We start from the raw sequence: 26144 nt of genomic DNA on the forward strand, positions 1-26144 counted from the left end.
CAACATCCGCGCCCGTCTTGTTTGTGGCTTCGATGGTTGCGATGCTCGCAAAATGGCGACTGTTGCAGAATCGCCCGGCGATCGATTTCTAGACCTTGGGCGTATCGGCGGCGCGCCCTCGTGGCGCGCAATCGCGCTGATCGTGCTTGCGCTCTTAGTGGCTGTTGCGCCTTACGCGCTGCTTCGCGAAGTGGTGCGCTCGTTTGGATTGCCGGCGGTGATCGCTAGCATGTCGCTTCCCGGCATCGAGTTCGGGTTTTTGTTGTTACTGACCAGGCCTGTGTTGCGCCGGTCCTGGCGAACGGTTTTTGGTATCGGGAAAATTTCGTGTCGTCGGATCGCCGCCGCCGCTTCGTTGTATTTCGCGCTCAACTGCCTGACGGCAGTTGGCGCTTCAATGCTCATGGGATTCCCAGCGCGTGACTTGTCCGGGGTAGACTTTGCAATGGCGTTCGGCGTCGCATTGCTTCTGGTCCCGTTTCAGGCTGCAGCCGAAGAATTCAGCTATCGCGGTGTTGTACTGCAGACGCTCGGTCGCGCGACGCGCGCGCGTGCGCTCCTCTATGTGATCCCAGGCATCCTCTTTGCCGCCATGCATTCCAGCCAAGGTGTCGGCGCCTGGATTTACGCCGAAGTCTTTGCCGCCTCCTGCTTCCTGACTTGGCTGGTGATGCGCGAAGGCAATCTTGCCGCAGCGATCGGCGCGCACGCGGGGAACAATATTTCGGCTGTTGTCTTCGGCAACGCCGACAGTCCGATATATCCCCATGCGCTGTTCCTCGACAGTGGACCGACGACCATGATCGACGTTCTCTGTTCGATCGGTACGATGGTGGCCTTTGTTGTAATTTGGTCCCTCGTCGATCGGCCTGCCGCTGATCGGCACGGTTTTGTCGCGGTATCCACATGATCAAACCCGACGCGCTCGATCATTTTGTGTTGCTGGTGCGCGACCTCGATCGCGCCGTTGCCTGGTATCGCGACGTGCTGGGCGTGGAAGCCGAGAAGTTCAAAGAAGATCGCTGGGCGCTGAAATTCGGTGCGCAGAAAATCAATCTGCAAGTGGTGGGGCGCAGCGATCCCTATGCGCTGCATGCGACGCCGGGTGCGGGTGATTTCTGTCTGCTGACGCAAACGCCGCTCGATCTGGTGCGGGCGCATCTCGCTGCGATGAACGTGCCGATCGTACTTGGCCCGACCGAACGCACCGGTGCCAACGGCCCGATCAACTCGGTCTATGTGCGCGACCCGGACGAAAATCTGGTCGAGATCGCGAACCGGCTCTACTGACGTTCTGCGTCAAGCGCAGCCAGCAGCTTCTTCGGCGCATTGGCGCGCCATGCCAGTTCGATCCGGTGTTTGAGCTCTTTCGCCGAAATCGTTTTCACGTGCGCCAGCACCAGCGCGTAGCCGTGATAATGCGGCGTCTCGAAAAAGATCTTGGGTGCGGCTGCGATCAAGACGGCTTTGTCCTCGACCGGACAATGCAGCACCAGCGTGTCGGCATCTTTGACGCGAGCCAGCAGCTTGCCTTTCACCTTCAGCGCTGGCGTGCCGTAGGAGGTGCTTTCTTCAATGCTTGGTAACCCTGTTGCCGCAGCGCGGAGCATGGCGAAAGCATGGTCGAGATCGGATGCGGCCATGCCGCGACGCTACGCGCAGTGCAGCCAACCGTGAACGGCGGCCGAACTCGGGACCGACCCCGTTGCGCCGCAGCACCAGCCGGCCTAAGACGACCGGCGCTCTCGGCTTGGCGTCAGCCGGCCAGTCCGCCTGTTTTCCAGGACCTTTTCCAGGAATCTCGATGAACATTCACGAGTATCAGGCCAAAGGCCTGTTGAAAGAGTACGGCGTCGCGGTACCTCGCGGCGGTGTTGCCTACACGCCGCGCGAAGCGACTGAGGTCGCTTCCCAGCTCGGCGGCCCGGTTTGGGTCGTCAAAGCCCAGATCCACGCGGGCGGTCGTGGCAAGGCCGGCGGCGTCAAGGTCGTGAAGAGCCTGGACGAAGTCCACGCCCAGACCGAAGCGATGCTCGGCAAAGTGCTGATCACGCCCCAGACCGGCCCCGAAGGACGCGAAGTCAAACGCGTCTATATCGAGGAAGGCTGCGACATCAAACGCGAGCTGTATCTGTCGCTGCTGCTCGATCGCGCCACCTCGCGCGTTACCGTGATGGCCTCGACCGAAGGCGGCATGGAAATCGAAGAAGTCGCACACACCAACCCGGAAAAGATCGTCAAGATCGCGATCGACCCGGTCACTGGTTTGATGCCGTACCATGCGCGCGAAGTTGCCTTCGCGCTGAAGCTGGAAGGCAAGCAGGTCAACGCCGCGGTGAAGTTCCTCACCGGCGTCTACCGCGCCTTCGTCGATCTCGATGCGAGCCAGGTCGAAATCAATCCGCTGGTCGTCACCGGTGCCGGTGACGTGATCGCGCTCGATGCGAAGATGAACTTCGACGACAACGCGCTCTATCGGCACCCGAACGTCGAAGCGCTGCGCGATGAGTCGGAAGAAGATCCGATCGAACTCGAAGCCGGCAAACACCAGCTCAACTACGTCAAGCTCGACGGCAACATTGGCTGCATGGTCAACGGCGCCGGTCTTGCGATGGCGACGATGGACATCATCAAGTTGTATGGCGGCGACCCCGCCAACTTCTTGGACGTCGGCGGCGGTGCGACGCGCGAACGCGTCACCACCGCGTTCAAGCTGATCCTGTCGGATCCCAACGTTGAAGGCATTCTGGTCAACATCTTCGGCGGCATCATGCGCTGCGACGTTATCGCCGAAGGCGTTGTCGCAGCCGCGCGCGAAGTTTCGTTGCACGTGCCGTTGGTGGTTCGCCTCGAAGGCACCAACGTCGATCTCGGCAAGAAGATCCTGAACGAAAGCGGCCTCAAGATCGTGGCTGCAAGCGACCTGGCCGACGCGGCCGACAAAGTCGTGAAGGCCGTGAAGGAGGCCGCATAACATGGCCGTTCTCGTCGACAAGAATACCAAAGTCATCTGCCAGGGCTTCACCGGCGCGCAGGGCACGTTCCACTCGGAACAGGCGATTGCGTACGGCACCCAGATGGTCGGCGGCGTGACGCCGGGCAAAGGCGGCACCAAGCATCTCGACCTTCCCGTGTTCGATACGGTGCATGACGCGGTGAAGAAGACCGGTGCCAACGCATCGGTGATTTACGTGCCGGCTGCGTTCGCGGCCGACGCGATCCTCGAAGCCGTCGATGCGGAAATTCCGCTCGTCGTTTGCATCACCGAAGGCATCCCTGTTCTCGACATGGTCGAGGTCAAGCGCGTGCTGGCTGGTTCCAAGTCGCGCCTGATCGGTCCGAACTGCCCGGGCGTGATCACGCCCGACGCGTGCAAGATCGGCATCATGCCGGGTCACATCCACAAGCGCGGCAAGATCGGCATCGTGTCGCGTTCGGGCACGTTGACCTACGAAGCGGTGGCGCAGACCACGGCTGCTGGTCTCGGTCAGACGACCTGCATCGGCATCGGTGGTGATCCGGTCAACGGCACCAACTTCGTCGACTGCCTGGAGATGTTCTTCGCCGATCCGGAAACCGAAGGCGTGATCATGATCGGCGAAATCGGCGGCGACGCTGAAATCAAAGGCGCCGAATATGTGAAGTCCATGAAGTCGAAGAAGCCGGTTGTCGGCTTCATCGCGGGCCGTACGGCGCCTCCGGGCCGCCGCATGGGCCACGCGGGTGCGGTGATCTCGGGCGGCGCCGACACGGCCGATCACAAGATCGCAGCCATGCGCGAAGCCGGCATCCATGTCAGCGAAAGCCCGGCCTCGCTGGGTCAGACGATGCTGAAAGCCATGAAGGGCTGAGCCGCCCTTCTTTGCTGGTGTGAATTATGGCCCGGCCTGGCAACAGGCCGGGCCATTTCCTTTTGGGTAATTGTTTCCGGTTCCTCTCGACCAGGACCGAAAGTTGCTGCGCAGACCCGATGAATGCGCAGGCCACGAGCCTTCAAGTATCTGCCGGGACTTGCTATGTCCCTGGCACCAATCGCCGACCTTCTTGAGAGGGCGCGCGGAGCCGATCGTTCCGCCGCTTCGGACATGGACTCGACCTCTTCATTTCTTTCCGGCGTCGACCCGATCTTCGTGGCCGACCTTTACGCCCGCTTCCTGCGCGACCCGAATACGGTCGAAGGGAGCTGGCGCTCGCTCTTTCAGTCGCTCGGCGACGACGAACGGTCGGTTCTCGCCGATCTGAACGGACCCAGCTGGACGCCGCCCAAGCCGAAAGAAGCGCCTGAGGCGCCAACGGGGTCTGGGGCCAAAGGTGCCAAGCCGAACGGTAAGGCATCGAATGCGGAAACGGTCGCGGCGGGCGTCACGCCCGAAGAGATCAAACGGTCGCTCAAAGCCTGGCTTCTGATCCGCGCCTATCGCGTGCGTGGCCATCTTCTTTGCACGCTCGATCCGCTGGGCATCGAAAAGCCCAAGATGAATCCGGATCTCGATCCGGCGACCTACGGCTTCACCGACGCCGATCTCGATCGGCCGATCTACATCGCCGACATTCTCAGCCTCGGCACGGAATCGCCGACGCTGCGCCAAATTCTCGAACGTCTGCGACGTACCTATTCGGGGCATGTCGGCGTCGAGTACATGCATATCCAGGATCCCGACCAACGTCTTTGGATCCAGCAACGGATCGAAGCGGTCGACAACGAGACCGAATTCACGCGCGAAGGCAAACGCGCCATTCTTGAGCGCATCACCGCCGCGGAAACGTTCGAACGGTTTCTCGGCACCAAATATGTCGGCACCAAGCGCTTTGGTTTGGATGGCGGCGAAGCTTTGGTCCCGCTCATCGAACAGGTGATGAAGCGCGGCGGCCAATTGGGCGTCAAAGAAATCGTCGTCGGCATGGCGCATCGCGGGCGCCTGAACGTGCTGACCAACGTGATGCTGAAGCCGTTCCACGCGCTGTTCAGCGAATTCCAGGGCAACTCGGCAAAGCCCGAAGACGTGCAAGGTTCGGGCGACGTCAAATACCATCTCGGCACGTCGGCCGATCGCGACTTTGACGGTAACACGATCCATCTGTCGCTGACGCCGAACCCGTCGCATCTCGAAGTCGTCAATCCAGTCGTGCTGGGCAAAGTGCGCGCCAAGCAGATGCAGCTCGGCGACACCGAACGCGAACAGGTTCTGCCGGTGCTGTTGCACGGTGACGCGGCTTTCGCAGGCCAGGGCGTGGTTGCAGAGTCGATGATGCTGAGCGAGCTGAAAGGCTATCGCGTCGGTGGCTGCGTCCACATCATCGTCAACAACCAGATCGGCTTCACCACGACGCCCAGCTATTCGCGCTCGGGCCCGTATTGCACCGATGTGGCCAAGATGGTGCAGGCACCGATCTTCCACGTGAATGGCGACGACCCCGAAGCAGTTGTGCACGTCGCGCGGATCGCGACGGAGTTCCGCCAGCGCTTCAAGAAAGACGTCGTCCTCGACATGTTCTGCTATCGCCGCTTCGGTCACAACGAAGGCGACGAGCCGGCATTCACTCAGCCGGTGATGTACCGGTTGATCAAAGACCATCCGACGACGCGCGAGATTTACGCCAAGCGTCTCGAGGCCGAAGGTCTGCTGACTGCGGGCGAAGCCGACAAGCTCGTCGCTGATTTCCAAGCCAAGCTCGAAGCCGAATTCGAAACCGCGACCAGCTACAAGCCGAACAAGGCCGACTGGCTCGAAGGCGCGTGGACCGGTTTGGAAACCGCCAAGCCGGGCGATCGTCGTGGCGAAACGTCGGTGTCGACCGACGTGCTGAAAAAGATTGGCGCCGCGATTTCCAGCGTGCCGAATGGTTTCGCGGTCAATCCCAAGATCGCGCGCCAGCTCCAAGCCAAAGCCAAGATGTTCGAAACCGGCGAAGGCATCGACTGGGCAACCGGCGAAGCGCTCGCCTTTGGTTCGCTGGTACTCGAAGACGTGCCGGTGCGCTTGTCAGGCCAAGATGCGGGTCGCGGCACGTTCAGCCAGCGTCACGCCGTGCTGCACGATCAGGAAAACGAACAGCGTTACATCGCGCTCCAGCATCTCGATCCGTCCCAGGCACAGTTCGAAGTGCATGACAGTCCGCTGTCGGAACTTGCGGTGGTCGGTTTCGAATACGGCATCTCGCTCGCCGAGCCGAAAGCGTTGGTCGCGTGGGAAGCGCAGTTTGGCGACTTCGCCAACATGGCGCAGCCGATCTTCGACCAGTTCGTGTCGAGCGGTGAATCCAAGTGGCTGCGCATGTCGGGCTTGGTGTTGCTGTTGCCGCATGGCTACGAAGGCCAGGGCCCGGAACATTCGTCGGCGCGTCTCGAACGCTTCTTGCAGATGTCGGGCGAAGACAATTGGCAGGTCGTGAACTGCACGACGCCAGCCAACTACTTCCACGTGCTGCGCCGGCAGATCCGCCGCACCTTCCGCAAGCCGCTCGTGGTGATGACGCCCAAGTCGTTGCTGCGTCACAAGCTGGCCGTGTCGCCGCTGAAAGACTTCGCCGAAGGTTCGTCCTTCCATCGCGTGCTGCCGGAAACGGCATCGCTCGACGGCAAGAAGGTGCGTCGCGTCGTGCTGTGCTCGGGCAAAGTCTATTACGACCTGCTCGCCGACCGCGAAGCGCGCAAACTGAACGACGTCGCGATCGTTCGTCTGGAACAGCTCTACCCGTATCCGGAAGAGCCGTTGATGGACGAGCTGAAAAAGTACCCCAACGCCGACGTCGTCTGGTGTCAGGAAGAACCGGAAAACCAGGGCGCCTGGTACTGGATCGACCGTCGCCTCGAACGCACGCTGGAAAAGCTCGGCGGCAAAGCCAAGCGCCCGGCCTATGCGGGTCGTGCCGAAGCCGCAGCGACTGCGACCGGTCTGTTGAAGAAGCACAATCTCGAACAAGCTGCGCTGCTCGAAGCAGCACTTGTCGGCAAGTAAGAACGAGGATCACCAAAGATGGCCGAGATCAAAGTCCCCACGCTGGGTGAGTCGGTAACCGAAGCGACTGTGTCACGCTGGCTGAAGAAGGTGGGCGACTCGATCGCGATCGACGATCCGATCGTTGAACTCGAAACCGACAAGGTCACGCTGGAAGTCAACGCGACCTCGGCCGGCACCTTGACCGAGATCGTTGCCAAAGACGGCGACACAGTCGGCGTCGGCGCCGTGTTGGGTTCGATCGGCGAAGGTGGCGCGAAAGCGGCTGCTGCTGCACCGGCACCTGCCAAGGCTGCGCCGGCACCGACGCCCGCGCCAGCTGCTGCAGCGCCTGCTGCTCCTTCTTCTGCTGGGGGCGCGCCGCAATCGGGCCCCGCGGCACGCAAGATCGCCGACGAAAAGGGCGTCGATCTGTCGTCGGTTGCGGGCACCGGCAAAGACGGCCGCGTGACCAAGGGCGACGTGTTGGCTGCACCGGCCGCTGCTGCACCGAAGGCAGCCCCGGCGCCGTCGGGCCCGCGTAGCCAGGCTGCACGCGAAGAGCGCGTGAAGATGACGCGTTTGCGTTCGCGCATCGCTGAACGTCTGAAAGAAGCGCAGAACACCGCTGCGCTGCTGACGACGTTCAACGAAGTCGACATGACCGCCATTCTGGCGCTGCGCAACGAATACAAAGACGCGTTCGAAAAGAAGCACGGCGTGAAGCTCGGCTTCATGTCCTTCTTCGTGAAGGCGTCGATCGCGGCGTTGAAAGCGATCCCGGCGGTGAACGCCGAAATCGACGGCACCGACCTCGTCTACAAGAACTACTACGACATCGGCGTTGCGGTTTCGACGCCGACCGGCCTCGTTGTTCCGGTCGTGCGCGACGCCGACCAGAAGTCGCTGGCCGACATCGAAAAGAACATCGTCGATCTCGGCACGCGTGCACGCGACGGCAAGCTCGCGATCGAAGAGCTGCAGGGCGGCACCTTCACCATCACCAATGGTGGCGTGTTCGGTTCGTTGCTCTCGACGCCGATCATCAACCCGCCGCAGTCGGCGATCCTGGGCATGCACAAGACGCAGGAACGTCCGGTTGCGATCGGCGGCAAAGTCGAAATCCGCCCGATGATGTATCTGGCGATGACCTACGATCACCGCATCATCGACGGCCGCGAAGCCGTCACCGCGCTGGTGAAGATCAAAGAAGCGCTCGAAGCACCGCAGCGTCTGCTGCTCGACGTCTGAGCGAGCGCTGAAACAAGGAGGGCCGCGTCAGCGATGACGCGGCCCTTTTTTATGCGGTCACGCCGGCTCGACGCGCCAGACGATTCACGATGGTGATCCAGATCGGAATCGACCCAAACGTCATGCCGGCAATCTCCAAGCTCACGTACGACAGTGCGACGGCCGCAAGCGCGACAAACGGCACGATCAACGTGCGCCGCCCAATCCACCGGATCGTCGACGTCGTGATGTGGTCCGCCAGAAGCTTTCTCGACGCCAGATAGCGCCACATATTCCATTGCATCAGCCCGGCTGCGGCCAAGGAGCCGCCATAGACCAGGAACGGAAGCTGCAGGTTCGGGTGTTCGCTGAACACACCGGTCGGGAACGGAAGGAAGCAGATGAACAACAGGAAGAACTGATTCAGCACCACTAGTCCGCTGTTCAAATGTGTCACGTAGCGGAACATGCGGTGATGGCCCTGCCAGAACGCACCGATCACCACGAATGAGAGTGCAAACCCGACCATCTTCGGCACTTGCACCACCAACGCCTCGCCCAGCGCCTGCTCGCTGAGGCGGCCTGGCGGTATTTTGATTTCCAGCACCAGCAACGTAATCGCAATCGCGATCACCGCATCGGTGAAGAAGACCAATCTCTCCAAGCCGATCTGGTCGGCGGTTTTGGTCGCTGTGCTCATGCGTTGATCCCGTTCTTATTTCTCGTCCTTGAAAATACCGATCTGCGCCGTGCCATCAGCGACTTGCTTTGCACGGTACATGCCCGACGTGTTGAAGCTCCAGGCCAACTGTCCGTCGCGCGTGATCGCGACCACGCCGCCGTCGCCGCCCAGCGCGGGAACCTGCTTCTGCACCACCTCGTCGGCGGCTGCTTGCAGCGTCATCGATTTGAATTTGACCAGGTTGCAGATCTCGCGCGCGACGCCGAGGCGAATGAAATACTCGCCGGCACCGGTCGCCGATACGGCGCACGACTCGTTGTTGGCATAGGTGCCAGCGCCGATGATCGGCACGTCACCGACGCGACCCCATTTCTTGCCGCTGACGCCGCCTGTGGATGTTCCCGCGGCAATGTTGCCGCGCGTATCCAACGCGACGACGCCGACCGTGCCGAATTTGTGCGACGTCGCAATGTCGTCGACCGGAAGCGCACCCTGCTTTTGCGGCGCAGGCGGCGCGCCGGCTGGACGTTCGGGCATCGGCACGCCTTGCTTCTTCAACGTCTCGGCCAGACCCTGCCAACGCCGCTCGGTGAAGAACCAGCTCGGATCGACTTGTTCGAGTCCCGCTTCTTTGCCGAATTGTTCGGCGCCTTCGCCGATCAGCATGACGTGCGGCGACTTCTCCATCACGGCGCGCGCCAGGCTGATCGGATGTTTGATGCGCGTAATGCCCGCGACCGCACCGGCTTTCAGGTTGCTGCCATCCATGATCGCGGCGTCGAGTTCGTTTTTGCCCGCAGCGGTGAAGACCGCGCCGCGGCCGGCATTGAACAGCGGATCGTCTTCCAGCACCTGGATCGCGGCTTCGATCGCATCCAGCGCCGGCGCGCCCGCCGCAAGCTTGGTCGTGGCTGCGTTCAGCGCCGCTGTCAGGCCTTTGCGGTAGGCCTCTTCCAAGGCGGGATCCAATTTGGCGCGCTCGATCACGCCGGCACCGCCATGCAGCACCACCGCCCAGGCCGGGCGCTCCGCGGCCAGGGCAGGACAGGCAAGGCCGGTCATTAAGACAGTCGCAAGCAGCGCTCGTCGAAGCATGAGGCGGTTCCTCCCCGGGAATGTGTTGTTGCTTGCATCGCACGGGTGCAATGCGCCGCCAATCCGGGACCGCGCCTTGCCCGGCAGGCCGGCCAAGGCTAAGTCCGCGTCATACGATTTAGGAGCATTCGATGGCTGAGACGTCCTACGACGTGGTGGTGATTGGCGCGGGTCCGGGCGGCTATGTCGCTGCGATCCGGGCAGCCCAGCTGGGCTTCAAGACCGCCTGCGTCGAGAAGCGCGATGCGCTCGGCGGCACCTGTCTCAATGTCGGCTGCATTCCGTCCAAGGCGCTGCTGGCGGCCTCGGAAAAGTTTGAATCGGCGCAGCATCATCTCGGCGATTTCGGCGTGAAGGTCGGCAAGGTCGAGCTCGACCTGCCCACGATGCACACGCACCGAACCAAGACGGTGAAGGCCAACGTCGACGGCGTCGCCTATCTGTTCAAGAAGAACAAGATCGACTGGCTCAAAGGAGCGGCCAAGTTCAAGAACGCCAACACGCTGACCATCGACGGCGTCGGCGATGTCACCGCCAAACACATCATCATCGCGACCGGCTCGGACGTGTCGAACCTGCCCGGCATTACGATCGACGAGAAACGGATCGTGTCCTCGACCGGCGCGCTGGAACTCAGCGAAGTGCCGAAGAAGATGGTTGTGATCGGCGGCGGCGTGATCGGTCTCGAACTCGGCACTGTGTGGCAGCGTCTCGGCGCCGAAGTGATCGTGGTCGAATTCCTCGACCGTATTCTTGCGATCGGCGACGGCGAAGTGTCGAAACAGATGCAGCGCATCCTCTCCAAGCAGGGAATGAGCTTCAAACTCTCGACCAAAGTCACCAGCGCAAAAGCATCGGCCAAGGGCGTGACCTTGACCGTCGAAGCGGCTGCCGGCGGCAACGCGGAGACGATCGAAGCCGACATCGTGCTGGTCGCAGTCGGCCGTCGTCCGTACGCCGATGGTCTCGGTCTCGAAGCAGCCGGCGTGCAGCTCGACGAAAAGAAGCGCATCAAAACCGATCACCAATTCCGCACCAGCGCGCCGAACGTCTACGCGATCGGCGACGTGATTGCGGGCCCGATGCTGGCGCACAAAGCCGAAGACGAAGGCATGGCGGTGGCCGAGATCATTGCGGGGCAGAAGCCGCACATCGATTACGATGCGATCCCCAGCGTCGTGTACACCTTCCCCGAAGTTGCCAGCGTCGGCAAAAGCGAAGAAGAGCTGAAACAAGCCGGCGTCTCCTACAAAGTCGGCAAGTTCCCCTTCACCGCCAACGGCCGTGCGCGCGCGATGAACGCGACCGACGGCTTCGTGAAGATCCTGGCCGACGCGACCACCGATCGCGTGCTGGGTTGCCACATCATCGGCGCCGAAGCGGGCACCTTGATTCAAGAAGTCGTGCTGGCGATGGAATTCGGCGGCTCGGCCGAAGACATCGCGCGCACCTGCCATCCGCATCCGACCTTGGAAGAAGCGGTCAAGGAAGCGGCACTGGCCGTGGACGGGCGCCCGATTCACATTTAGCGCACGCATGCACACCCATCGCGTCGAGCAGCACCGGTCGTCGATGCACGGTGTTGCCGCGATGACGTTGCTGTCGAGTCGCAGCTTTCCGCGCCATGCGCACGACCAGTTCGGCCTTGGCGTGCTGCTCGATGGTGCGCAGCGCTCGTGGAGCTGCGTCGGGCAGGTCGAGTCCCAGCCTGGCGATGCGATCATGGTCAATCCAGGCGAGATGCATGACGGCATGCCGATTGGCGGCGCGCGTGCATGGCGGATGCTGCATCTCGCACCCGAGCTCGTTGCGCGCGAGTTGGACGGCGCCGACACGGAGCTCGTGCACCCGTCGGTGCGCGACCCGATCCTGGCAGCGCTGTTCGTGCGCCTCTTCGCGCGCATCACGCAGCTTCCAGCCGACCTTCTCGCAGTCGAAGAAGCGTTGGCGCGCACGCTGGCGCATGTTGCGCGCAACCACGTCACGCATCCGCGCGTGGTGCCGCCGTCGGGACCGGTCGCCAAAGCGCGTCAGCGCCTGGACGACGCGCCCGCCGAGGCAACGTCGCTGCAGGAACTCGCCACGCTGACCGGTCTCAGCCGGTTTCAACTCGTGCGCAGTTTCGCGCGCGAGGTCGGCGTCACACCGCACGCCTATCTGATTCAGCGCCGCGTCAGCCGGGTGCGTCAGCTTTTGGCTGCAGGTGCGACGTTGGCCGACGCCGCGCTGCAAGCGGGCTTCGCCGATCAAAGCCACATGAATCGCGCCTTCGTGCGCCAGTTCGGCGTTACGCCCGGACGGTATCGAGCCGCGCTCGCCTGACCGGCTGCAATTTCGTGCAAGACGGCGGCCGGCCGATACGGCTCTCGTCGCGACATGAGCCTCGAGTTTCTGCTGACGACCTTCATCATCGTCGCATCGCCCGGTACCGGCGTGCTGTACACGCTGGCGATGGGACTGACGCGCGGCGCGCGGGCCAGTACGGTCGCTGCGTTCGGCTGCACGCTCGGCATCGTGCCGCACATGGCAGCGGCAATTCTGGGCCTGGCTGCGCTGCTGCACACGAGCGCGCTCGCGTTCGAGCTCTTCAAATATCTCGGCGTCGCCTATCTGCTCTACATGGCCTGGGGCACGCTGCAGGAACGCGGCACGCTTGACGTGCAACGCCCGGCCGAGACCGGGTCCGCGTTGCAGATCGTCGTCAAAGCGGTGCTGATCAACATTCTCAATCCGAAATTGTCGATTTTCTTTCTCGCCTTTCTGCCGCAATTCGTGCGGCCGGACGATGCGCAGCCGCTGACCGGCATGATCGCGTGCAGCTTCGTTTTCATGGCGATGACGTTCGTGGTCTTCGCCGCCTACGGTGTGTTTGCGGCCTCAGTGCGGACGCACGTGCTGGCGCGGCCGCGCGTGCTGACCTGGATGCGCCGCATCTTTGCCGGCGCCTTCGTTGCGCTGGGTGTAAAACTCGCACTGGCCGACCGTTAGAACGCTGTTGGAATAAGCAGCCTGCCGATTTGCGCGACAGGTTCGCGCAGGTCGCCCACGCACTACCGCTGGTGACACAGATTCCTCACGGCGCATCTGCGACGAATCCTTCGTTCGCCCGTTACTGGGCCGATGTCCGATCATTTTTCGCGCCCGCACACGCAAGCTGGAATCGGCAGCGCGCCATTCAACGCTTCGGAACTGTCGTTTCTGGAGCGCAGCGACCGGCGCAACGATGCGCATGGCATCGAGCTGAGCCTGGTCGTGCCGTTCTACAACGAAGAAGACGCGGTGCCGTTGTTCTTCGACCGTATCGTGCCGGTGATGAACGCGCTCGGGCTTCGCTACGAGATCGTCTGCGTCAATGACGGGTCGCGCGACAAGACGTTCTCGATGCTGGCGGCTGCGTCGCTGCGCCATCGCGGCATCGTGCGCGTCATCGACCTGTCGCGGAATTTCGGCAAAGAGGCGGCGCTGACCGCGGCGATCGATCATGCGGTCGGGCGCGCGGTGATTCCAATCGACGCCGATCTGCAAGATCCGCCCGAAGTCATCCCCGACCTCGTCGCGCGCTGGCGCGAAGGCAACGACGTGGTGCTTGCGATCCGCGCCGATCGCAGCAGCGACAGTTGGATGAAACGCAAGACCGCTGGCTGGTTCTATCGCTTCATCAACAAGATCAGCGACGTCGACATTCCGGCCAATGCCGGCGACTTCCGCCTGATGGATCGCAAAGTCATCGACGCGATGCAGCGTCTGCCCGAACGCGCCCGGTTCATGAAAGGCATGTTCGCCTGGGTCGGGTTCAAGACCGCGACGGTCGGCTACACGCGCGAAAAGCGGTCGGCGGGCACGACCAAGTTTCGGTATTGGCGGCTGTGGAATTTCGCGCTCGAAGGCATCGTATCGTTTTCCAGCCTGCCGCTGCGCGTCTGGTCCTATCTCGGCTTTGCCATTGCGATTGCGGCTGCGGTCTACACCTTGGTGATCGTGGCCAAGACGTTGATCTTCGGCGTCGACGTGCCCGGCTATGCCTCGATCATCGTGCTGCTGCTGGTGTCCAGCGCGCTCAACATGATCGGGCTTGGCATCATCGGCGAGTATGTCGCGCGCGTCTTCGTCGAGGTGAAGAACCGCCCGATCTATGTCGTGCGCGAACGGATCGGATTGGACGATCAGGCCTTGCGGCTGGCCGCGGAATGACGGCGCAGCAGACGGCAACTTCGCCGCGCCTGCGCGCGGACACGATCCGCGTGTCCGTGATTCTGGCCGCGACCCTGCTGGCGTTGGTGCCGTTGTTCGTCGTCGAGTCGCTGCCGCTGCACGACTATCCCAGCCATCTCGCGCGCATGTATGTGCTGCTGCAGGCGGGGCACGACGAGGTGCTCAACCGCTATTACGAAATCCATTGGGCGCTGATGCCCAACCTGGCGATGGACATATTGGTGCCGCCGCTGGCGCGCGCCATCGGGTCGGTCGAGCTGGCGGGAAAACTCTTCGTCGCGCTGACGATGCTGTTGCTCAGCTCGGGTACGATGTTCCTGCATGCCGCTATCCATCGCCGCGTGTCGCTGTGGCCGCTTCTGTCGGTCGTGCTGCTCTATAACGGGATTCTCTGGTTCGGCTTTCTGAACTTCCTGTTTTCGCTTGGCCTGTTTCTGTGGGCGTTCGGAATCTTCGTGCGCACCCAGGATTGGCCCGTGATGTCGCGCGTGCCGCTGTGCGCGATTTTGTGCGTGATCCTGTTTGTCGCGCATTTATTCGGCTTCGCGCTGTTCCTGGTCGCGGTTGCGGGCTGGTCGTTCGGCCGGATGTGGGTGCGCGACCTGACCTTCCGTGGCGTCGTGCGCGAAGGCTTGCTGGTGCTGCCGGCGACGTTGCTGTGCCTAAGCCTGTTCCTGTTCGCGACACCGACCTCCAGCGTCGCGTCGGAAACCAGCTGGAGCGATCTACGGCGTCCCTGGCATTACATCGCCAAGCTGCAGGCGACCTTGTTCGCGGTCGACTTCAACGACTCGCTGACCTTGGTTGCGGCGCTGCTGGTCGCATCGATCGTCGTGCTTGGATTCGTCGCGGGCTGGGTGCGGCTCGACCGGCGCATGGTGCCGGTGCTGGGTCTGTTGTCGCTGTGTTTCGCCGCCATGCCGATGATGGTGTCGTCGAGCTACTTTGCCTATCACCGCATGCCGATCGTGCTGGCCTTTGTCAGCGTGACCGCGCTCGACTGGACGGTGCGCGCGCCGGCGCGCGCATTGGCGGCGATCCTGTTCGCCTTCATCGTGCTGCGCGTCGAAGAAGTGTCGGTGCAGTGGCGCCAGCTCGACAACGACTTCGCGCCGATCCGCAGTGCGATGCGCACCTTGCCGAAAGGCACGCGGCTGACGACGGCGATGGCTGCACCACCAGGGTTGCCCGCGCCCGCGCTGCTGCACGTGCCGTCGCACATCGTGCTCGACGCGGACGGGTTCTATCCCGGCGTGTTCTCGTTCCCGGGCCAGCAGCCGATCAACTTCACGCCCGCCTATGCCGAACTTGGCGGTCATATCGGTTCGCGCAGCATCTTCCACCGCTTCCCGCTGAACTTCGATTCGTACGGGCCGCAATTCGATCCGTTCGTGCCGACTTTGCTGGCGCAGTTCGACGTGCTGCTGACCTTCCAGGATTCGTATCTGACGTTGCCGCAGGGATTGGTGCTGCTGAAAGCGTCGGGGCCGTGGAAGCTCTATCGGCTTGCTCACTAGCCAGCAAACCGCCAAGACGCCAAGAGCGCCAAGGTTCGCCAAGAAAGCGAGCGCGCGACCGAGCATTTCGCAAGTTCAGATGGGCTTCGCGCGTCGCGCTTTCTGTGACTCTTGGCGACCTTGGCGTCTTGGCGGTTTGCTTGTTCGTGACTCCGAGGTCAGCGCTTCTCTTTGCGTATAACAAGCTTCAACCCCGACCAGACCTCATTCACCGCGCAGACTTTGACGTCGACGAGATCGAGCGGGAAGGCGAGTTCGCGCACCGTGTCTTCGGTGACGTCGGTCGGAATCTTTGCAGCCTTTTTGTACCAGCTCACCCAGATCATGCCCGCAGGCGTGATCTCTTTGCGCGCGACCGCAAGTGACTTGGCCAGTGCCGCGCGCGACGGGGCAAAGAGATGGATCAGGTCGAACGGCTTCTTGCCACCGAACGTTGCGTCGAGCCTGGGCGTGAACCAGCTCGCATAGTCGTTTGGTGCGTCGATCAGCTTGGCGTTCGTCGCCGGCGTATAGCCAAGCTTCTTCGCCAGCGGCGTGCCGCTATAGCCGCTGGTCACGCGGGCTTCGTCGCGAACATCACCGCGGCGCGCCATTGCAGCACGACTTCGTCTTCGTCGTTCAGCACTTCGATCAACTGGTTGGTGATGCCGAGGTTCGGCTTGCTGGCCAGCTTGCGCGCATTCTCGATCGACAAGCGCACGCGCAGATGGTCGCCAGCACGTACCGGCTTTTTCCAGCTCAGTTCGGTCAGGCCGGGCGAGCCCATCGCAGCCGCTTCGCCGAACAGATGATCGACCACTTGCCGCATCGCTTGTGATGCGGTGTGCCAGCCGCTGGCGATCAGCCCGCCATAGATCGTGTCCTTGGCCGCATCCTTGTCGACGTGAAAGCGCTGCGGATCGTAGGCGGTGGCGAAGGTGAGGATCTGGTCTTCGGTGAAGCTGAACGAACCGCAATCGAACGTGGCACCGGCGGGAAAGTCTTCGAAGTATTTCGTCATGATGCCTTGGCGCGCGGATGCGCCGATTGATAGACGGCGAGCAACTGCTCGGTTTCGACTGCGGTGTAGCGCTGCGTCGTCGACAGTGACGCATGGCCCAGCAATTCCTGAATCGCGCGCAGGTCGCCGCCCGCCGACAGAAGATGCGTCGCAAAGGAATGGCGCAACGCGTGCGGCGTCGCGGTCTCGGGCAGTTGCAACTGCCGGCGCAACTCGCGCATGCGCCGTTGCGCAACGCCCGCATCCAGACGCTTGCCTTTGGCGCCGACGAACAACGGCGCGTCAGGGCCGCCCGCATAGGGCAGCGCGTCGACATAGGCGGACAGTGCAGCCGCAACCGCGGGCAGGACCGGCACGCGCCGTTCCTTTTTGCCTTTGCCAAGCACGGTCAGCGCATCGCCCAACGGCACGGTGCGCCGGTTGAGCGACAAGGCTTCGTCGATACGCAGGCCACAGCCATAGAGCAGCGTGAACAAGGCCGCGTCGCGTTTGCCCAGCCAGTCGTCGGTCGGATGATCGTCGGCATTGGCCAGCAGCGCTTCAGCGTCGAGCTGGGTCAGCGGTTTCGGAATCGATTTCGGCAGTTTCGGCGCGCGCATCGTGCCCAGCGCCGCATTGTGCAAGGTGCCGTTCTTGTCGAGAAAGCGGAACAGGCCTTTGACCGACGACAGCGCGCGCGCCCTGCTGGTCGCAGCCGCACCGTCGCGCGCCAGCGCGGCACTCCACGACCGGAACTCGGCCAAGGTCGCATTGCCAAGATCGGCCAGCGCAACGTTGCGCCCGTGATGCTCGGCCAGAAAGCGCAGAAAGCGATCGACGTCGCCGGTGTAGCTGTCGAGCGTATGCGCCGACAGGCGCCGCTCGCTTTGCATCCACCGTCGCCACGCGTCACGCGCTTCTATCAAATCCCCTGCGTAGGCAGGGGTCCATTCCGGGGTTTTTCGCGCTTTCGGCATGATGGGCCCCTGCCTTCGCAGGGGCTACCGCTGCGGCGGCAGATCCAGCTCGGCGCGCAGTCGCAGTTCGACGGTGCGTGCCAGAAAGCCGACCAGCTCGGTGCCTTGGCCGGGATGGAACATCGCGGCGTCGCGGCTGCCGAACGCCAGCAACCCGACCGGCGCCAGGCGAGAGATTTCGAGTTTCAGCAGCGCTTCGCTTTTCACCAGGCCGGCGCCTTCGCCGTACAGCGACGGGTCGCCGTCGATGTGATCGCGCAAACGGATCTTGCGCCCGTCGAGCCAGCGTTCGGTGGTGCCCTGCGGCACAACCCGAATGCCCGATCCGTGCACGTGCGGAATGTTGTCGCCGTTGGATTCGACCACCAAGGTCGCAACGTCGAGATCCAGCACGACCGCAAGATCGGTTGTGATCGACTGCAGCAGCCCGGCCAGATCGCGCGCTTCGAGCAGCGCCAGCACGGCCGCATGCACGCGCGTCTGGTTCAACAGATTGTCGCGCGCGGTGACGATCAGATCGTGCTGGTCGCGCGTCATGCCGTCGATGTCGCGCTGCAGGCGCTCGACCATGTAGTGCTGGAAATCGACGACGCCGTTGCCGCGATGGCGCTTCGGCGCCTCAAGATGGCGCAACAACTCGGAATGCTTGTTGAAGAAATCAGGGTGAGCGCGGAGAAACGCGGCGACGACGTCGGCGCTGAGATCGATATCCGCCGGGCGCAGCGCGCCGGCTTCTTCGGTCTTTCTCATTCGGCGGCTGCCTTCGATTTGGGGAGAATCGACTGACCCGTCTTGGCCCAGTCCGCGACGAACTGCGCCAGGCCCTTGTCGGTCAACGGGTGCTGGTACAATTGGCGCAGCACCGACGGCGGCATGGTCGCAACATGCGCGCCCATCTTGGCTGCTTCGATGATGTGAATCGGATTGCGGATCGACGCGACCAGCACCTCGGTATCCAAGTTCGGATACTGCGCGTAGATGGTGCAGATGTCGGCGATCAATTCCATGCCGTTCTGGCCCACATCGTCGAGACGGCCGACGAAGGGTGAGATGAACGTTGCGCCCGCCTTGGCCGCAAGCAGCGCCTGCGCCGCCGAGAAGCACAGCGTGACGTTGACCATCGTGCCGGCGTCGGACAGCGTTTTGCAGACTTTGAGACCGGCGGGCGTCAGCGGCACTTTGACCGCGACGTTCGGCGCCAAGGTCGCCAGGTACTTGCCTTCGGCGAGCATCGAGTCGAAATCGGTCGAGGCGACTTCGGCCGAAACCGGGCCGGGCACGACGTCGCAGATTTCGCGCACGAGCTGGACGAAATCGCGGCCGCTTTTCGCGACGAGCGAGGGATTGGTGGTCACGCCGTCAAGCAGGCCGGTGTCAGCCAGGTCCTTGATCTCGGACAGGTCGGCGGTGTCGATGAAGAACTTCATGGTGACGCACCCTACTCGATGACTGACCGGATCTCCACATTCCCAGCGCTGCAAAAGCAGCGCGTCAGCGTCTTGCTGCCCTATCCGTTTGAGGAGCCGTTCGATTATGCGGTGCCCGCCGGGATGGAGCTTGGCGTCGGGGACTATGTCCGCGTGCCGCTTGGCCCCCGCGAGACGGTCGGCGTCGTGTGGGACAATCGTGAAACGACTGATTCGCGAATCGATTCAAAGCGATTGAAATCGGTCGCAGGCCGCTTTGACGCGCCGCCGATGCCAGCCGCAACACGGCGCTTCGTCGAATGGGTCGCGTCCTACACGGTGGCGCCGACCGGCGCGGTGTTGCGTATGGCGCTGTCGTCGACCGGCGGGCTCGAACCGCCGCGCGCGGCCGTCGCATTTCGCATCGGCACCGTGCCGGACGATTTCAAACGCACTGCAGCACGCAACCGTGTGTTGTCGATCGCCCAGGATGGTCTCGCGCGCAGCGCGGCAGAATTCGCCGACCTCGCCGGCTGCGGTCTCGCGGTCGTGCGCGGTCTGGCCGACACAGGCGCGTTGCAAGCCGTGTCGGTCCCGCCGCGCATGCCGGCCGCCGACATTGACGGCAACTTTCCTGGTCCCGCACTGGCGCCGGATCAGCAACAAGCCGCCGACGCGCTGGTCGGTCATGTCGGCAAAGGTTTTTCCGTCACCTTGCTCGACGGTGTGACGGGGTCGGGCAAGACCGAAGTCTATTTCGAAATGGTCGCGGCTGCGTTGCGCGCGGGCAAACAGGCCTTGGTGCTGCTGCCCGAAATCGCGCTGTCGGCGCAGTTCCTGCAGCGCTTCGAACGCCGCTTCGGCACGCGTCCGGCCTTGTGGCATTCCGACGTCGGCTCGACCCAGCGCCGTCTGGTGTTTCGTGGTGTTGCCGAAGGTCAAACCAAAGTCGTGGTCGGCGCGCGCTCGGCGTTGTTTCTGCCGTTCCCCGACCTGGGCGCAATCATCGTCGATGAAGAACATGAATCGGCGTTCAAACAAGAAGACGGCGTCATCTATCACGCGCGCGACATGGCGATCGTGCGCGCCTCGATCGAACAAGTGCCGATCGCGCTTGTGTCGGCGACGCCGTCGCTCGAATCGATCGTCAATGTCGAAATCGGCCGGTTTGCAAAACTCGACCTGCCGTCGCGGCACGCAGGCGCGCAGAAACCGGCAATCGAATTGGTGGATCTGCGCAAAGACCCGCCGCCCAGAAACCGCTTTCTGTCCAAGAGCGTGATCGAAGCAATCAGCGAGACGCTAGCGCGCGGTGAACAGGCGATGCTGTTCCTCAACCGCCGTGGCTACGCACCGCTGACCTTGTGCCGCACCTGTGGACATCGGCTCAAATGTCCCAACTGCACCGCGTGGCTGGTCGAACATCGCTTTCACCGCATTCTGCTGTGCCACCATTGCGGCCACACCGAACGCCAGCCCGAGCATTGCGAGAATTGCGGCACCGCCGACAGTTTCGCTGCGGTCGGTCCCGGCATCGAACGGATCGCGGAAGAAGCCGGTGCGCTCTGGCCCGACGCGCGCACGATCTTGTTGGCCAGCGACACGGTGGGCAGCGGGATCGGGCAGGGGCCGGCCGCGCTCGATGAAGCAATCCGCAAAGTGCAGGCGCATGAAATCGATCTCGTCATCGGCACGCAGATCGTCGCCAAGGGGCATCACTTTCCGATGCTGACGCTCGTCGGGGTGGTCGACGCCGACCTCGGTCTCGCCGGCGGCGACCTGCGCGCATCGGAACGCACCTACCAACTGCTGCATCAAGTTGCGGGCCGCGCTGGTCGTGCCGAACGTCCGGGACGCGTGCTGGTGCAAACCTGGATGCCCGAACATCGCGTGATGCAAGCGCTGGTCTCAGACCGCCGCGACGCCTTCCTGCGCGTCGAAGCCGAAGAACGGCAGATGGCCAAGATGCCGCCCTATGCGCGGCTGGCTGCGTTGATCGTGTCAGGCCCCGATCAAAGCGAAGTCGACGTCGTCGCGCGCGAACTGGCCAAAGCCGCGCCGCGCAACGAGCACGTCCAAGTACTCGGCCCCGCGCCCGCACCTTTGGCTCTACTGCGCGGCCGGCATCGCCGGCGTTTGTTGTTCAAGGCACGCAAGGACGTGCACGTGCAGCCGCTGCTGCGCCTGTGGCTGGATCAGGTCGACATCCCGAACAGCGTTCGGGTGCAGGTGGATGTGGATCCGTATTCGTTTTTGTGAGCGCGCTAGTGCGCCGCCCGGCTCGCACGAAAACTGAGCTTGTCAACGAAGACACGGCCGATTCCGATGAATGGAATCGGATCGAGATGAACGCCAACTTCCCATTGGTTGCCCCGATCCAGAATGCTGACCGCTTTGACTGCGATCGTCGCTCCTCTTCCTCGATACAGCTGTGCGACATGCTCTTCCGCGACCGAGGCGGCTTTCAGTTCATCGTCGCTCTGCGGTACATGGCGCTCCGCGCCGGGGGCGATGGCGTACTGCCCGAAGCCGCGTCGTTCATCCTGCGCGATCTGCTGATCAGGAGCGTAATACCCCATTGAGCTGCTCGGTTGATCGACAAGCCAGCCGTCCAGCACCAGCCGCTCTGTCATCTCGCTAAAAAGGCGCGGCGGTTCATTGGCAACTTCGATCACGCCCCATTTGCCGAAATGATCGCGCAAGGCCGCTCGAATCGGCTTCAGCACGGAATGGCATGGCTCGGGTGGTCCGTCGCCGTATACACAGGTTATGCCGATGGGGACCGTGACGCCCCACAGCGCGAAAACCTTGCCGGCAAGAATCACACGACCCTCGTCGTCGATTTCCTCTGGCTTGCCCCAGATGACTTGCTGCGGCACCGGTGTCGCACGATGCACCAGCGCCACGCCAAGGCTGGACGGATCGATTTCTGAAGTTGGTGCTCGTTGCGCACTTGTTCGTATGTGCGGCGAACCGATAACGACTTTCCAGATGCCGCGCCGCTCGCGCTTCGCGGTCGCCATGGCAGTGGCGTAGTAGCCGTTCGAGATCGCTGGCGCGTCGAGCAGCCAACCCTGCGCGACGAGATATTCCGACATCTCGGTGAAAAGATGACTCGGCTCATGTCGCGACATCAGGACAGAGGTCCATTTGCCTGCGTACGCAAGCAGGGTTTCCCGAATCTTCGGCAGCGCTAGTTGTTCGCAAGGAACCGGTGTCTTCGGCTCGTCTTCGTTGCGACATTTCAATCCCATTGGCAGCGTCACGCCCCATAGCTTCTGCGGCACGACCTGCATCCAGACACGCCCGTCGTCATCGACTTTTTTCGGGCGCCCCCATTCGACTAAGATTGGCACGGGTTCAGCGCTGCGTGTTTCGTTGGCCTGCGCATGCGCGCCGGTCGTGAAAACCATTCCTAGCAGTGCGCAAACTCGGCCCGTGCGTTTCATGGTGGCATGCTGCGTCAGCAGCTGGATCAGGTCCAGGTCCCCAACCGGCGGGCTCGCACGCGTGGACGTGGACCCGTACAGCTTCCTCTGACAAGCTGTCACGCAACCCGGGAGAACACCGATGGCCGTCCTGACTGACCAGCAGCAACTGATCCTCGAAACACGCTTTGCCGGCGAGCGTAAGAATCTCGGCATCGCCTATCTGCTGCTGTTCATCACCATCGTCGGTCACAATCTCTATCTCGGCCGCATCGGTCGTGCCGTCGTGCAGTTCCTGCTGTGCTGCGTGTTGATCGGATTCATCTGGGTGCTGTTCGACATCTTCACGCTGCCGAGCACGGTCGAGCAGATCAACGACGAGCGCCGCCGCAAGATCGCGATGGAGCTGATTGGGGCGATCTGAGGCGCGTCGTCCAGGCGTCTACTTCGATGGCTTCTTCAAACGGATGCTGCCCGCGCGTGTGACTTGCTTGCGTCCGCTCTTTGCGGCCGGCGCAGGCGGTGCACGCATCGCGCTTTCTCCCAACTCGGCGCCGTGCGCGGCGGCGTATTTGCGCAGGATTGCGTTTACCTGAGTCTGCCAGCCGCGGCCTTTGTTGCGGAACCAGGTCAACACGTCCGCGTCGACGCGCAGTGAAATCATCTGCTTGGGTTCGGGTAGCACGAGTGTCGCGTTGCGAAACCATTCGGCATCGAGGATCGGTGCCGCATCGGGATCGCTGGCGATCGCAGCTTCGATATCTGCGTCGGTCAGCTTGTCGACCGCGGCCCAATTAGTCTTGCCGCGGCCGACGCGTGCATCGCTAAGCGAGATTCTCGTAATCTTTGACTTCTTCATGCCGTGCCACGCGTGCCGATATGATGCGGCGTACGCCCTCTCGTTGCGTCCAAACGACTGCGATAACTCGCTCTCGCATCCTGCCAATCGAAACAACACGCGCTTCTGCGTTTCTGTTCGACGACCGGTCCAGCGTCCGTGCTCTGAAAATCGAGATCGCGTCGAAGAAATCGATTTTGTGTTTTTCCAGATTCAAAACGCGTTTGTCGTCATCCCAGTCAAACTGGAGATCCATAGTTCGCTCATCTTTCCGAACCTGTTCTCTCGCTGTTGTCTCATTGGTGCTGCTCAATGAAGCAGCGGCGGACAACGTACGTGTGTATATACATATCGTATTAACGAGGCGCTTTCAAGTGCGGGCGGGCAGCCCTGGGTCCCCGCCGGTGCGGAGACGCCCTCGAACTTTTTTCAGATTTTTTCTTCGCCCCCTGTCGATCCGCGCCGTCCCCGTTCGACGTGTCCATAGAGGCGGGGCTGTCCTGGCCTCTCAACACACCGGAAGGACCGAAGACAATGCGTTGCTTGATGATCGTCAAAGGCACGGACAAATCCGAAGCGGGCTGTATGCCGTCGCTCGAGCTCATCACCGAGATGGGCAAGTTCAACGACGAGATGAAGGCGGCCGGCGTCATGGTCGACGGCACCGGCTTGAAGCCCAGCTCGAAGGCCGCACGCGTTGTGTTCGACGATGCCGGCAAGCCCAGCGTGATCGACGGACCGTTCGCCGAAACCAAAGAACTGATCTCGGGCTTCTGGGTCATCGACGTGAAGTCGCTCGACGAAGCGATCTCCTGGGCCAAGCGCATCCCGCAGCTGAACGGCCAAGGCCCGCGCAACATCGAAATCCGCCCGTATTTCGAACCCGAAGATTTCGCCTATCTCGCCGAACAAAAGTAAGCCGCCCGCGGCGTCACAGAAGAGGACCGAACCATGCGCTGCTTGATCATTGGCAAAGCCACCGCCGACACCGAAGCCGGCATCATGCCGACCAAGGATGAGATGGAGGAGATGGGCGCCTACATGGCCGAGATGCAGAAGGCGGGCGTGCTGCTCGATGGCGCCGGGCTGAAACCGTCGTCGCAAGCGGCGCGCGTCGTGTTCGACGACGCGGGCACGCCGACCGTGATCGACGGCCCCTTCGCCGAGACCAAAGAACTGATCGCAGGCTTCGTCGTGGTCGAAGTGAAGTCGCTCGAAGAAGCGATCGACTGGGCCAAACGCGCGCCGGGCAAAGGCGCCCGCGTCAGCGAAATCCGCCCGTACTTCGAACCCGAAGATTTCGCCTATTTGGCCGAGCAAAAATAGCCATGCGTTTCATGATGATCGTCAAAGCCAACGCCGACTCCGAAGCGGGCGCCAAAGCGTCGCCCGCGCTGGTCGAAGCAATGGGCCGCTTCAACGAGCAGATGGTGAAAGCCGGCATCTTGCTCGACGGCGTCGGGCTACGCCCCAGCCGCGACGGCGCGCGCGTGCTGTTCGACGGCCGCGCCAAGCCGCAAGTGATCGACGGTCCGTTCGCGGAGACCAAAGAGCTGGTGGCTGGCTTCTGGTTGATCGACGTGAAGTCGAAAGAAGAAGCGATCGAATGGGCCAAACGCTGCCCGTCGCCGCACGGGCTCGACAAGCAAGGCGTGATCGAACTGCGCCGCGTCTACGAAGCGCACGACTTCGCCGAGATCCTGCCCGACGGCGTCACGCAAGAGCAGCTGGCGCGACTCAACGCCGGAACGAAAGTCTGACGCAGTGCGGTTGAGTCACAATCCAGCAAACCGCCAAGACGCCAAGGACGCCAAGGTTCGCCACGAGTCACAGCGGGCGCGTTGGGTGGGGCGCACGGCAACAAGGTCTTATCGACGCGCAAAGCGCGTCCGTAAATCCAATCACGTAATGCGATGCGACAGTCGCATCGTACCGATCTCTTGGCGTCTTGGCGGCCTTGGCGCTACCGGATTTCCTTGTGTGCTCCAGGACTGCGGAAACGCAGCAGCAGGAGCATCGCAATGACAACCCCCACCATCACCGCCTTCGATCGCTCGCCCGACGGCGACTTCAGCGCGGGCGATCTGCTGATGGTGTCGGTGCTGTTGCGCCTGAAGCCGTCCGGCTTTTTGAACGAATTCCCGATCCTCGCCGCCTATGTCGCGCGCGGCGAAGCACGACCCGCCTATCAACGCGCCTTCGCGGCGCAGCTTGCCGTCAACACACGTCCTGCGGAGTAAGCACATGCGTCGTTTGATTCTCAAACTGTCGATGTCGGTCGATGGATTCGTCGGCGGGCCCAATGGCGAGATGGATGCGTTCATGCGGCATCGCAGCCCGGACGGTGCGGCGTGGGTGACGGACCTGCTGCGCGATAGCGGCGTGCAGGTGATCGGCCGCAAGACCTACGAAGGCTGGGCGACCTTCTGGCCGACCGCGCCCGGCCCGATGACGGAAGCGATGAACGCGCTGCCGCGCATCGTCGTCACGCGCCAGGCGTCCGTCGACACGTCGCTGTGGGACGCAGAAGTCGCCAATGGCGATCTCGCAACCGAGATCGCGCGGCTGAAACAGCAGGACGGCAAAGACATTCTCGCCCATGGCGGCGCCGGTTTCGCGCAAAGCCTGATCAAGCTCGGCCTTGTCGATGAATATCGACTGGTCGTGCATCCGGTTGCGCTGGGCGCGGGCTTGCCGCTCTTTCCGGCGCTGATGGATTTGCAGCTCGTCAGCGCGACGAGTTTCGCGTCCGGCACCGTGGCGAAAGTCTACCGGCCGGCGTAGCGCCTGGTAGTCGCCTCGGTGCAGTGGAGTCGATTGCACCGAGAGCGGGCGCGCCCGT

Annotated in this window: 29 protein-coding genes; 18 read left to right on the top strand and 11 right to left on the bottom strand. The window is 62.6% G+C overall.

Annotation, left to right across the window (positions count from 1 at the left end; genetic code table 11):
* The first annotated feature begins 52 nt into the window (after positions 1-52).
* Complete coding sequence (locus TMPK1_RS17280) at positions 53-910, top strand: CPBP family intramembrane glutamic endopeptidase (protein ID WP_420244570.1); 858 nt, start codon at positions 53-55, stop codon at positions 908-910.
* The gene (locus tag TMPK1_RS17285) at positions 907-1290 is read left to right on the top strand and encodes a VOC family protein (RefSeq protein WP_420244572.1); all 384 of its coding nucleotides are present in this window, start codon (positions 907-909) and stop codon (positions 1288-1290) included. Before TMPK1_RS17280 ends, TMPK1_RS17285 begins: the two co-directional genes overlap by 4 nt.
* Here the strand turns inward: TMPK1_RS17285 and TMPK1_RS17290 are convergent.
* Entirely contained in the window at positions 1284-1643 is a 360-nt protein-coding gene (locus TMPK1_RS17290; RefSeq protein ID WP_420244574.1) for an MmcQ/YjbR family DNA-binding protein, read from the bottom strand. The genes TMPK1_RS17285 and TMPK1_RS17290 overlap by 7 nt on opposite strands.
* A gap of 161 nt (positions 1644-1804) precedes the next feature.
* Between TMPK1_RS17290 and sucC the strand changes: the two genes are divergently transcribed.
* The 4 genes from sucC to odhB all read left to right on the top strand — a co-directional run bounded on the left by sucC (position 1805) and on the right by odhB (position 8189).
* Positions 1805-2974: an ADP-forming succinate--CoA ligase subunit beta gene (sucC, locus tag TMPK1_RS17295; RefSeq protein WP_420244575.1), complete on the top strand. Its 1170-nt coding sequence runs from the start codon at positions 1805-1807 to the stop codon at positions 2972-2974.
* Between the two features lies 1 nt (position 2975).
* Positions 2976-3851 (top strand): succinate--CoA ligase subunit alpha, encoded by an 876-nt coding sequence (gene sucD, locus TMPK1_RS17300; protein ID WP_420244577.1) that lies wholly within the window; start codon positions 2976-2978, stop codon positions 3849-3851.
* Positions 3852-4085: 234 nt separating this feature from the next.
* Positions 4086-6959, top strand: a complete 2874-nt coding sequence (locus TMPK1_RS17305; protein ID WP_420244578.1) for a 2-oxoglutarate dehydrogenase E1 component — start codon at positions 4086-4088, stop codon at positions 6957-6959.
* An 18-nt stretch (positions 6960-6977) separates the two neighbouring features.
* On the top strand, positions 6978-8189 hold the full coding sequence (odhB, locus tag TMPK1_RS17310; protein WP_420244579.1) for a 2-oxoglutarate dehydrogenase complex dihydrolipoyllysine-residue succinyltransferase: 1212 nt from the start codon (positions 6978-6980) through the stop codon (positions 8187-8189).
* A 49-nt stretch (positions 8190-8238) separates the two neighbouring features.
* On the opposite strand, the gene TMPK1_RS17315 is transcribed toward odhB, so the two are convergent.
* Both TMPK1_RS17315 and TMPK1_RS17320 read right to left on the bottom strand, forming a co-directional pair.
* Positions 8239-8868, bottom strand: a complete 630-nt coding sequence (locus TMPK1_RS17315) for a TMEM175 family protein (protein WP_420244581.1) — start codon at positions 8866-8868, stop codon at positions 8239-8241.
* A gap of 15 nt (positions 8869-8883) precedes the next feature.
* The gene (locus TMPK1_RS17320) at positions 8884-9945 is read right to left on the bottom strand and encodes an isoaspartyl peptidase/L-asparaginase family protein (RefSeq protein WP_420244583.1); all 1062 of its coding nucleotides are present in this window, start codon (positions 9943-9945) and stop codon (positions 8884-8886) included.
* A 131-nt stretch (positions 9946-10076) separates the two neighbouring features.
* On the opposite strand from TMPK1_RS17320, the gene lpdA reads away from it, so the two are divergent.
* From lpdA to TMPK1_RS17345, 5 genes are all read left to right on the top strand, one after another.
* Positions 10077-11474 (top strand): dihydrolipoyl dehydrogenase, encoded by a 1398-nt coding sequence (lpdA, locus tag TMPK1_RS17325; protein WP_420244585.1) that lies wholly within the window; start codon positions 10077-10079, stop codon positions 11472-11474.
* Positions 11475-11481: 7 nt separating this feature from the next.
* Positions 11482-12267 carry a helix-turn-helix transcriptional regulator gene (locus TMPK1_RS17330; protein WP_420244586.1) on the top strand — a complete coding sequence of 262 codons (786 nt, stop codon included), beginning with the start codon at positions 11482-11484 and terminating at the stop codon, positions 12265-12267.
* 54 nt (positions 12268-12321) lie between these two features.
* Positions 12322-12933 carry a LysE family translocator gene (locus TMPK1_RS17335; protein ID WP_420244588.1) on the top strand — a complete coding sequence of 204 codons (612 nt, stop codon included), beginning with the start codon at positions 12322-12324 and terminating at the stop codon, positions 12931-12933.
* Positions 12934-13065: 132 nt separating this feature from the next.
* Entirely contained in the window at positions 13066-14136 is a 1071-nt protein-coding gene (locus TMPK1_RS17340; RefSeq protein ID WP_420244589.1) for a glycosyltransferase family 2 protein, read from the top strand.
* Positions 14133-15674, top strand: a complete 1542-nt coding sequence (locus TMPK1_RS17345; RefSeq protein WP_420244590.1) for a hypothetical protein — start codon at positions 14133-14135, stop codon at positions 15672-15674. The genes TMPK1_RS17340 and TMPK1_RS17345 overlap by 4 nt, the downstream gene beginning before the upstream one ends.
* A gap of 158 nt (positions 15675-15832) precedes the next feature.
* On the opposite strand, the gene TMPK1_RS17350 is transcribed toward TMPK1_RS17345, so the two are convergent.
* Genes TMPK1_RS17350 through fsa form a run of 5 tightly spaced genes read right to left on the bottom strand, consistent with a single transcriptional unit; the run spans position 15833 to position 19057 of the window.
* A complete protein-coding gene (locus TMPK1_RS17350; RefSeq protein ID WP_420244592.1) occupies positions 15833-16267 on the bottom strand; it encodes a hypothetical protein in 435 nt (144 codons plus the stop codon).
* Entirely contained in the window at positions 16228-16674 is a 447-nt protein-coding gene (locus tag TMPK1_RS17355; RefSeq protein WP_420244595.1) for a MaoC family dehydratase, read from the bottom strand. The genes TMPK1_RS17350 and TMPK1_RS17355 overlap by 40 nt, the downstream gene beginning before the upstream one ends.
* Positions 16671-17630, bottom strand: coding sequence for a tyrosine recombinase XerC (locus TMPK1_RS17360; RefSeq protein ID WP_420244596.1), 960 nt, complete (start codon positions 17628-17630; stop codon positions 16671-16673). The genes TMPK1_RS17355 and TMPK1_RS17360 overlap by 4 nt, the downstream gene beginning before the upstream one ends.
* Positions 17631-17654: 24 nt before the next feature.
* A complete protein-coding gene (locus tag TMPK1_RS17365; protein WP_420244598.1) occupies positions 17655-18380 on the bottom strand; it encodes a DUF484 family protein in 726 nt (241 codons plus the stop codon).
* Positions 18377-19057 carry a fructose-6-phosphate aldolase gene (gene fsa / locus TMPK1_RS17370; protein WP_420244600.1) on the bottom strand — a complete coding sequence of 227 codons (681 nt, stop codon included), beginning with the start codon at positions 19055-19057 and terminating at the stop codon, positions 18377-18379. The genes TMPK1_RS17365 and fsa overlap by 4 nt, the downstream gene beginning before the upstream one ends.
* A gap of 18 nt (positions 19058-19075) precedes the next feature.
* Here fsa and TMPK1_RS17375 point away from each other — a divergent pair, with 18 nt between their 5' ends.
* A complete protein-coding gene (locus TMPK1_RS17375) occupies positions 19076-21295 on the top strand; it encodes a primosomal protein N' (protein ID WP_420244602.1) in 2220 nt (739 codons plus the stop codon).
* 5 nt (positions 21296-21300) lie between these two features.
* On the opposite strand, the gene TMPK1_RS17380 is transcribed toward TMPK1_RS17375, so the two are convergent.
* Complete coding sequence (locus TMPK1_RS17380) at positions 21301-22449, bottom strand: hypothetical protein (protein WP_420244604.1); 1149 nt, start codon at positions 22447-22449, stop codon at positions 21301-21303.
* Positions 22450-22606: 157 nt separating this feature from the next.
* Between TMPK1_RS17380 and TMPK1_RS17385 the strand changes: the two genes are divergently transcribed.
* Positions 22607-22888, top strand: a complete 282-nt coding sequence (locus TMPK1_RS17385) for an NINE protein (protein WP_420244605.1) — start codon at positions 22607-22609, stop codon at positions 22886-22888.
* A gap of 18 nt (positions 22889-22906) precedes the next feature.
* Here TMPK1_RS17385 and TMPK1_RS17390 read toward each other — a convergent pair whose 3' ends face one another.
* Together TMPK1_RS17390 and TMPK1_RS17395 are read right to left on the bottom strand one after the other, a co-directional pair.
* Entirely contained in the window at positions 22907-23323 is a 417-nt protein-coding gene (locus tag TMPK1_RS17390; RefSeq protein WP_420244607.1) for a BrnA antitoxin family protein, read from the bottom strand.
* On the bottom strand, positions 23289-23558 hold the full coding sequence (locus tag TMPK1_RS17395) for a BrnT family toxin (protein ID WP_420244609.1): 270 nt from the start codon (positions 23556-23558) through the stop codon (positions 23289-23291). Before TMPK1_RS17395 ends, TMPK1_RS17390 begins: the two co-directional genes overlap by 35 nt.
* A gap of 278 nt (positions 23559-23836) precedes the next feature.
* Here TMPK1_RS17395 and TMPK1_RS17400 point away from each other — a divergent pair, with 278 nt between their 5' ends.
* From TMPK1_RS17400 to TMPK1_RS17420, 5 genes are all read left to right on the top strand, one after another.
* Entirely contained in the window at positions 23837-24220 is a 384-nt protein-coding gene (locus TMPK1_RS17400) for a YciI family protein (protein ID WP_420244611.1), read from the top strand.
* A 33-nt stretch (positions 24221-24253) separates the two neighbouring features.
* Entirely contained in the window at positions 24254-24628 is a 375-nt protein-coding gene (locus tag TMPK1_RS17405; protein ID WP_420244613.1) for a YciI family protein, read from the top strand.
* A gap of 2 nt (positions 24629-24630) precedes the next feature.
* Positions 24631-25062, top strand: coding sequence for a YciI family protein (locus TMPK1_RS17410; protein WP_420244614.1), 432 nt, complete (start codon positions 24631-24633; stop codon positions 25060-25062).
* A 261-nt stretch (positions 25063-25323) separates the two neighbouring features.
* Positions 25324-25542, top strand: coding sequence for a glutathione S-transferase family protein (locus tag TMPK1_RS17415; RefSeq protein WP_420244616.1), 219 nt, complete (start codon positions 25324-25326; stop codon positions 25540-25542).
* A 4-nt stretch (positions 25543-25546) separates the two neighbouring features.
* Entirely contained in the window at positions 25547-26086 is a 540-nt protein-coding gene (locus TMPK1_RS17420; RefSeq protein ID WP_420244617.1) for a dihydrofolate reductase family protein, read from the top strand.
* The last annotated feature ends 58 nt before the right edge of the window (positions 26087-26144 follow it).

Source organism: Roseiterribacter gracilis (assembly GCA_018332375.1).
Classification (GTDB): domain Bacteria; phylum Pseudomonadota; class Alphaproteobacteria; order BOG-932; family Roseiterribacteraceae; genus Roseiterribacter; species Roseiterribacter gracilis.

What these genes read in the sequence shown, in the direction of transcription:
- TMPK1_RS17280 (WP_420244570.1), top strand. Translation starts at nt 53, where the DNA reads ATGGCGACTGTTGCAGAATCGCCCGGCGATCGATTTCTAGACCTTGGG.
- TMPK1_RS17285 (WP_420244572.1), top strand. Translation starts at nt 907, where the DNA reads ATGATCAAACCCGACGCGCTCGATCATTTTGTGTTGCTGGTGCGCGAC.
- TMPK1_RS17290 (WP_420244574.1), bottom strand. Translation starts at nt 1,643, where the DNA reads ATGGCCGCATCCGATCTCGACCATGCTTTCGCCATGCTCCGCGCTGCG.
- sucC (WP_420244575.1), top strand. Translation starts at nt 1,805, where the DNA reads ATGAACATTCACGAGTATCAGGCCAAAGGCCTGTTGAAAGAGTACGGC.
- sucD (WP_420244577.1), top strand. Translation starts at nt 2,976, where the DNA reads ATGGCCGTTCTCGTCGACAAGAATACCAAAGTCATCTGCCAGGGCTTC.
- TMPK1_RS17305 (WP_420244578.1), top strand. Translation starts at nt 4,086, where the DNA reads ATGGACTCGACCTCTTCATTTCTTTCCGGCGTCGACCCGATCTTCGTG.
- odhB (WP_420244579.1), top strand. Translation starts at nt 6,978, where the DNA reads ATGGCCGAGATCAAAGTCCCCACGCTGGGTGAGTCGGTAACCGAAGCG.
- TMPK1_RS17315 (WP_420244581.1), bottom strand. Translation starts at nt 8,868, where the DNA reads ATGAGCACAGCGACCAAAACCGCCGACCAGATCGGCTTGGAGAGATTG.
- TMPK1_RS17320 (WP_420244583.1), bottom strand. Translation starts at nt 9,945, where the DNA reads ATGCTTCGACGAGCGCTGCTTGCGACTGTCTTAATGACCGGCCTTGCC.
- lpdA (WP_420244585.1), top strand. Translation starts at nt 10,077, where the DNA reads ATGGCTGAGACGTCCTACGACGTGGTGGTGATTGGCGCGGGTCCGGGC.
- TMPK1_RS17330 (WP_420244586.1), top strand. Translation starts at nt 11,482, where the DNA reads ATGCACACCCATCGCGTCGAGCAGCACCGGTCGTCGATGCACGGTGTT.
- TMPK1_RS17335 (WP_420244588.1), top strand. Translation starts at nt 12,322, where the DNA reads ATGAGCCTCGAGTTTCTGCTGACGACCTTCATCATCGTCGCATCGCCC.
- TMPK1_RS17340 (WP_420244589.1), top strand. Translation starts at nt 13,066, where the DNA reads ATGTCCGATCATTTTTCGCGCCCGCACACGCAAGCTGGAATCGGCAGC.
- TMPK1_RS17345 (WP_420244590.1), top strand. Translation starts at nt 14,133, where the DNA reads ATGACGGCGCAGCAGACGGCAACTTCGCCGCGCCTGCGCGCGGACACG.
- TMPK1_RS17350 (WP_420244592.1), bottom strand. Translation starts at nt 16,267, where the DNA reads ATGGCGCGCCGCGGTGATGTTCGCGACGAAGCCCGCGTGACCAGCGGC.
- TMPK1_RS17355 (WP_420244595.1), bottom strand. Translation starts at nt 16,674, where the DNA reads ATGACGAAATACTTCGAAGACTTTCCCGCCGGTGCCACGTTCGATTGC.
- TMPK1_RS17360 (WP_420244596.1), bottom strand. Translation starts at nt 17,630, where the DNA reads ATGCCGAAAGCGCGAAAAACCCCGGAATGGACCCCTGCCTACGCAGGG.
- TMPK1_RS17365 (WP_420244598.1), bottom strand. Translation starts at nt 18,380, where the DNA reads ATGAGAAAGACCGAAGAAGCCGGCGCGCTGCGCCCGGCGGATATCGAT.
- fsa (WP_420244600.1), bottom strand. Translation starts at nt 19,057, where the DNA reads ATGAAGTTCTTCATCGACACCGCCGACCTGTCCGAGATCAAGGACCTG.
- TMPK1_RS17375 (WP_420244602.1), top strand. Translation starts at nt 19,076, where the DNA reads ATGACTGACCGGATCTCCACATTCCCAGCGCTGCAAAAGCAGCGCGTC.
- TMPK1_RS17380 (WP_420244604.1), bottom strand. Translation starts at nt 22,449, where the DNA reads ATGGTTTTCACGACCGGCGCGCATGCGCAGGCCAACGAAACACGCAGC.
- TMPK1_RS17385 (WP_420244605.1), top strand. Translation starts at nt 22,607, where the DNA reads ATGGCCGTCCTGACTGACCAGCAGCAACTGATCCTCGAAACACGCTTT.
- TMPK1_RS17390 (WP_420244607.1), bottom strand. Translation starts at nt 23,323, where the DNA reads ATGAAGAAGTCAAAGATTACGAGAATCTCGCTTAGCGATGCACGCGTC.
- TMPK1_RS17395 (WP_420244609.1), bottom strand. Translation starts at nt 23,558, where the DNA reads ATGGATCTCCAGTTTGACTGGGATGACGACAAACGCGTTTTGAATCTG.
- TMPK1_RS17400 (WP_420244611.1), top strand. Translation starts at nt 23,837, where the DNA reads ATGCGTTGCTTGATGATCGTCAAAGGCACGGACAAATCCGAAGCGGGC.
- TMPK1_RS17405 (WP_420244613.1), top strand. Translation starts at nt 24,254, where the DNA reads ATGCGCTGCTTGATCATTGGCAAAGCCACCGCCGACACCGAAGCCGGC.
- TMPK1_RS17410 (WP_420244614.1), top strand. Translation starts at nt 24,631, where the DNA reads ATGCGTTTCATGATGATCGTCAAAGCCAACGCCGACTCCGAAGCGGGC.
- TMPK1_RS17415 (WP_420244616.1), top strand. Translation starts at nt 25,324, where the DNA reads ATGACAACCCCCACCATCACCGCCTTCGATCGCTCGCCCGACGGCGAC.
- TMPK1_RS17420 (WP_420244617.1), top strand. Translation starts at nt 25,547, where the DNA reads ATGCGTCGTTTGATTCTCAAACTGTCGATGTCGGTCGATGGATTCGTC.